The sequence below is a fragment of the Thermobacillus sp. ZCTH02-B1 genome (genome assembly GCF_002159085.1).
Taxonomy (GTDB): Bacteria; Bacillota; Bacilli; order Paenibacillales; family Paenibacillaceae; genus Thermobacillus.
In genome coordinates this window covers 1-3,811 of sequence record NZ_LZRU01000042.1, presented here as the reverse complement: position 1 = coordinate 3,811, position 3,811 = coordinate 1, and the positions used below count along the sequence as shown (strand labels likewise).

General features: G+C 63.1%; 4 protein-coding genes and 1 rRNA gene. 4 read left to right on the top strand and 1 reads right to left on the bottom strand.

Annotated features, from left to right (window positions below):
- Positions 1 to 229, top strand: a 23S ribosomal RNA gene (locus A9Z00_RS14640); the annotation flags it as partial.
- 132 nt (positions 230 to 361) lie between these two features.
- Here the strand turns inward: A9Z00_RS14640 and A9Z00_RS14635 are convergent.
- Positions 362 to 895 carry a transposase gene (locus tag A9Z00_RS14635; protein WP_296979018.1) on the bottom strand — a complete coding sequence of 178 codons (534 nt, stop codon included), beginning with the start codon at positions 893 to 895 and terminating at the stop codon, positions 362 to 364.
- Positions 896 to 1,110: 215 nt separating this feature from the next.
- Here A9Z00_RS14635 and A9Z00_RS14630 point away from each other — a divergent pair, with 215 nt between their 5' ends.
- From A9Z00_RS14630 to tmk, 3 genes are all read left to right on the top strand, one after another.
- Positions 1,111 to 1,296, top strand: a complete 186-nt coding sequence (locus A9Z00_RS14630) for a sigma factor G inhibitor Gin (protein WP_296979016.1) — start codon at positions 1,111 to 1,113, stop codon at positions 1,294 to 1,296.
- 121 nt (positions 1,297 to 1,417) lie between these two features.
- Positions 1,418 to 2,938, top strand: a complete 1,521-nt coding sequence (locus tag A9Z00_RS14625; RefSeq protein ID WP_296979014.1) for an aminotransferase class I/II-fold pyridoxal phosphate-dependent enzyme — start codon at positions 1,418 to 1,420, stop codon at positions 2,936 to 2,938.
- A gap of 13 nt (positions 2,939 to 2,951) precedes the next feature.
- Positions 2,952 to 3,620 (top strand): dTMP kinase, encoded by a 669-nt coding sequence (gene tmk / locus A9Z00_RS14620; RefSeq protein ID WP_296979012.1) that lies wholly within the window; start codon positions 2,952 to 2,954, stop codon positions 3,618 to 3,620.
- Positions 3,621 to 3,811: the final 191 nt, after the last annotated feature.

Sequence of the window (3,811 nt, the reverse complement as noted above, 5' to 3'; positions counted from 1 at the left end):
CGGACGTACCGCTGGTGTACCAGTTGTTCCGCCAGGAGCACCGCTGGGTAGCCAAGTACGGAAGGGATAAGCGCTGAAAGCATCTAAGCGCGAAGCCCCCCTCAAGATGAGATTTCCCACGGCGCAAAGCCGGTAAGACCCCTGGAAGATGACCAGGTCGATAGGTTCGGGGTGGAAGCGCGGCAACGCGTGAAGCTGACGAATACTAATCGGTCGAGGGCTTATCCTGATCCATCTCCGGCATCTCGCCCACATTCGCATCCGGTTTTCAGGGTGCAAAACCCTACATAATCAATATCTTTTTGAGGGAACCAGGCTTGCATTGCTTCGGGCAGTGTGGGCCTGGTTTTTTCTTGGCCCGTCAGCTGTAATAGACGGAGCACTCCGAAGGATGCAGCTTCAGTTTGCCGTCCCGCCGGACGTCGCGCATTTTGCGCAGCAGGATCGAACGGGGAACCAGCGTCCACAGATGCCAGCAGACGAGGCTGACCATGTACGCCCCATGCACCCAGGGATAGGCGACGGCGATGACGCAGAGTCCGAACCAGAGGAGATGACGCTGCAGCCGGCGGAACAATCCGAGCTCGATGTGCCGGACCGGCACGTAGCCGATCCACGGCACGTCCACGCTCCACCGGAAGCGGCGGAACTCCGGTTCGTTGACGCGGATCAGCGTCAATCGGATGATGAGGTAATGGATGAGCTGCACGCCGGGAAGACCGACCATCCAGGCGAGCACGCCGGTCGTGCCGTACAGGGCGCCGAGCAGCGCGCCGAACAGCGCGGCGGCCGCCGCGTGGCCGATCCTGACCGCCCTGGTGACCGGGACCCGCCGCACAAGCCGATAATGATAGATCGTTGCATCCTCTTGCAATGGTTGACGGCGCGGCGTCATGGATGATCCTCCAATTGAACAGGCTATATCAACTATATCGGATGCCGGCCGGACCGGATGAACGGCGCTTCCGCCGGCCAAACCGGCATGGAACCAAATATGATGGGCGGTCATATATTGAAACAAACCATTTGATGCGCGCCGGGATCAAGTATATGGATCCGGACGCTGTGGCATAATAGAAGTTGGAAGAAAGACGGGAAGGATGAGTCGCCATGGAGGAAAGCGTCAGGCACTGCTGCATCATTTGCGGCCAGGAGAAGGAATCCGGCATCACGATCATCTCCGAATTTATCTGCGAGTCCTGTGAAGCGGAGATGGTTCGAACCGACGTGAAGGACGAGAAATATCCGTTCTTCATCAACCAATTGAAGAGGATCTGGGTGCAAAAAGACGTCTGAGCGGCCGAATCCGTAAGGGTAGGCCGCTTTTTGTATGCCTGTACGCCGGACGGGAACGATTTGGTGTCGCGGCGTTTCTTCTATTATTATAGAAGAAACGGAACAGGAGGGACGGGGACGGATGCCGGATTTCGAGGCGCCCCTCTATGAGCGGCTTGTGCGCAGGCTGGAGCGCGGTCCGTCCAGCTTCCACGTGCCCGGCCACCAGTACGGGCGCGCGTTGCCGGACAAGCCTTACGCGCTGTTCAAGGACATCATGGGCATCGACGTCACGGAGCTGGACGACACGGACGACCTCCATGACCCGACCGGTGTCATCCGGGATGCGCAGCGGCTCGCGGCGCGCTGCTTCGGCGCGGACGAGACGTTCTTCCTCGTCGGCGGCAGCACGGCCGGAAATCTCGCCCTGCTGCTCGCCGTTCTCGATCCGGGCGACATGATCATCGTGCAGCGAAACGTGCACAAGTCCGTGCTGAACGGCATCGCGCTGGCGAAGGCGCGGGCGATATTCGTGGCACCGCAGCTGGAACCGGTCACGGGACTCCCGACCGTTCCGGCGCCGTCGGACATCGAGGCGGCGTTGGAGCGATATCCGGAAGCGAAGGCGGTGTTCCTGTGCACGCCGAACTATTACGGCATGCACGTCCATCTGGCGCCGTATGCGGAGATGGCCCACCGGCGCAAGGTGCCGCTGTTGGTGGACGAAGCGCACGGCGCACACTTCGGTCTTCATCCGGACTGTCCGCCGTCCGCCATGCAATCGGGGGCGGATGCGGCCGTCCAGTCGACGCACAAGACGCTCACCGCCCTGACGATGGGCGCCATGCTCCATGTGCGCCGGGGCAGGGTGCCGATGGAGCGGCTGCGACGTGCCCTGTCGGCGGTGCAAAGCTCCAGCCCGTCCTTCCCGGTTCTCGCGTCGCTCGATATTGCCCGAGCAATGATCGAGGCGTACGGCCCGGCGTGGCTGGAACCCGGCCTGAAGGCGGCACGCCTGGTCCGGGAAAGGCTGGCCCGGAGGGGCGGCCCGTTCGCCGTCGTCGAACCGGCCGTCTGCGAAGCCTGCGCGGCGGTCGATCCGATGCGCATCGTGCTGAAGGACGGGACGGGAACGCTGGGCGGCGTCCGCCTGCAGCAATTGCTCAACGCGCGGGGCCTGTGGGCTGAAATGGCCGATGACCGGCACGTGGTGTTCGTGTTCGGACCGCGTGCGGCCGAGGCGGATGCGGAGAAGCTCGCGGACGCGCTGGACCGGATCGCGGAGGAGGCCGGGCTGGCGGCGGCCCCGGAGGCCGGCCGGGAGGGGGAAGCGGCCACGCATGCCGCGGCCGGACGGCCCGGAGCGGAAGCCTGGTCCGCCGCGTTCCGGGAGGAGCGCATCGGCGAACCGATCACGGTTCCGCTCATGCCGCCCGCTGAAGATGCGACGGAGATCATTCCGCTGGAAGATGCGGCGGGCAGAACGGCGGCCGAGGCGATCGTACCCTATCCGCCGGGCATCCCGCTGATTCTCGCGGGCGAGCGGATCAGCGGGCCGCGGATTGCGGCGATCCGCAGGCTGGCCGCTGCTGGCGTGCGCTTTCAGGGCGCGGCGGATCCGGATGTAAGGCGGATCCGCGTCATGCGCATCCACCAAGGTTGAAGGAGACGGAGCGGTGAAGAAGGGGATTTTCATTACGATCGAAGGCGGCGAAGGTGCGGGCAAGACGACGATCCTGCGGGGGATTGCGGAATGGCTGGAGGCGCAGGGGTGGGAGGTCGTCGCCACGCGCGAGCCGGGCGGCATTCCGATCGCCGAGAAGATTCGGGAAGTGATTCTCGACCGCCGGCACGCCGACATGGATGCGAGGACGGAGGCGCTGCTCTACGCGGCGGCCCGCCGGCAGCATCTCGTGCAGAAGGTGGAGCCGGCGCTTGCGGCCGGCAAGGCGGTGCTGTGCGACCGGTTCGTCGACAGCAGCCTGGCCTATCAGGGATACGCGCGCGGACTCGGCATCGGGGAAGTCTGGGAGATCAACCGGTTCGCGATGGGCGATCTGCTGCCGGATCTGACGCTGTATCTGGATGTGAGGCCGGAGATCGGCCTCGGGCGCATCCGGTCGGCCGGCGGGCGGGAGATCAACCGGCTCGATCTGGAAGATCTCGAATTCCATCGGAAGGTGCGCGAAGGCTATCGGTTGCTGGCGGAACGCCATCCCGAACGGATCGTGACGATCGACGCGGAGCAGCCTCCGGAACGGGTGCTGGAACTTGCGATCAGGGAAACGGCCAGCCGCATAAAGGGTTTTCACGCTCCGGCGTCTAATAATATCCTGAATCCGTGATCATTAACTGATGAAAATGCGAGAAAAAGCAGGCAAATACACTTCCGAAGGCGAATGACATAAGCAAGATAACATTCACCTGCGGGGTGTCATATGAAAATCAAGTTCGTTCGCTCCAAGGAACTTATCCTTTCCACCCATGCCGGTCTGGCAACCGTAGGGGCATTGCTTGCACATACCAGATTAGCCAA

Bases quoted from the DNA above. Each gene is read 5' to 3' on its own strand.
- A9Z00_RS14635 (WP_296979018.1), bottom strand. From the start codon at position 895: ATGACGCCGCGCCGTCAACCATTGCAAGAGGATGCAACGATCTATCAT.
- A9Z00_RS14630 (WP_296979016.1), top strand. From the start codon at position 1,111: ATGGAGGAAAGCGTCAGGCACTGCTGCATCATTTGCGGCCAGGAGAAG.
- A9Z00_RS14625 (WP_296979014.1), top strand. From the start codon at position 1,418: ATGCCGGATTTCGAGGCGCCCCTCTATGAGCGGCTTGTGCGCAGGCTG.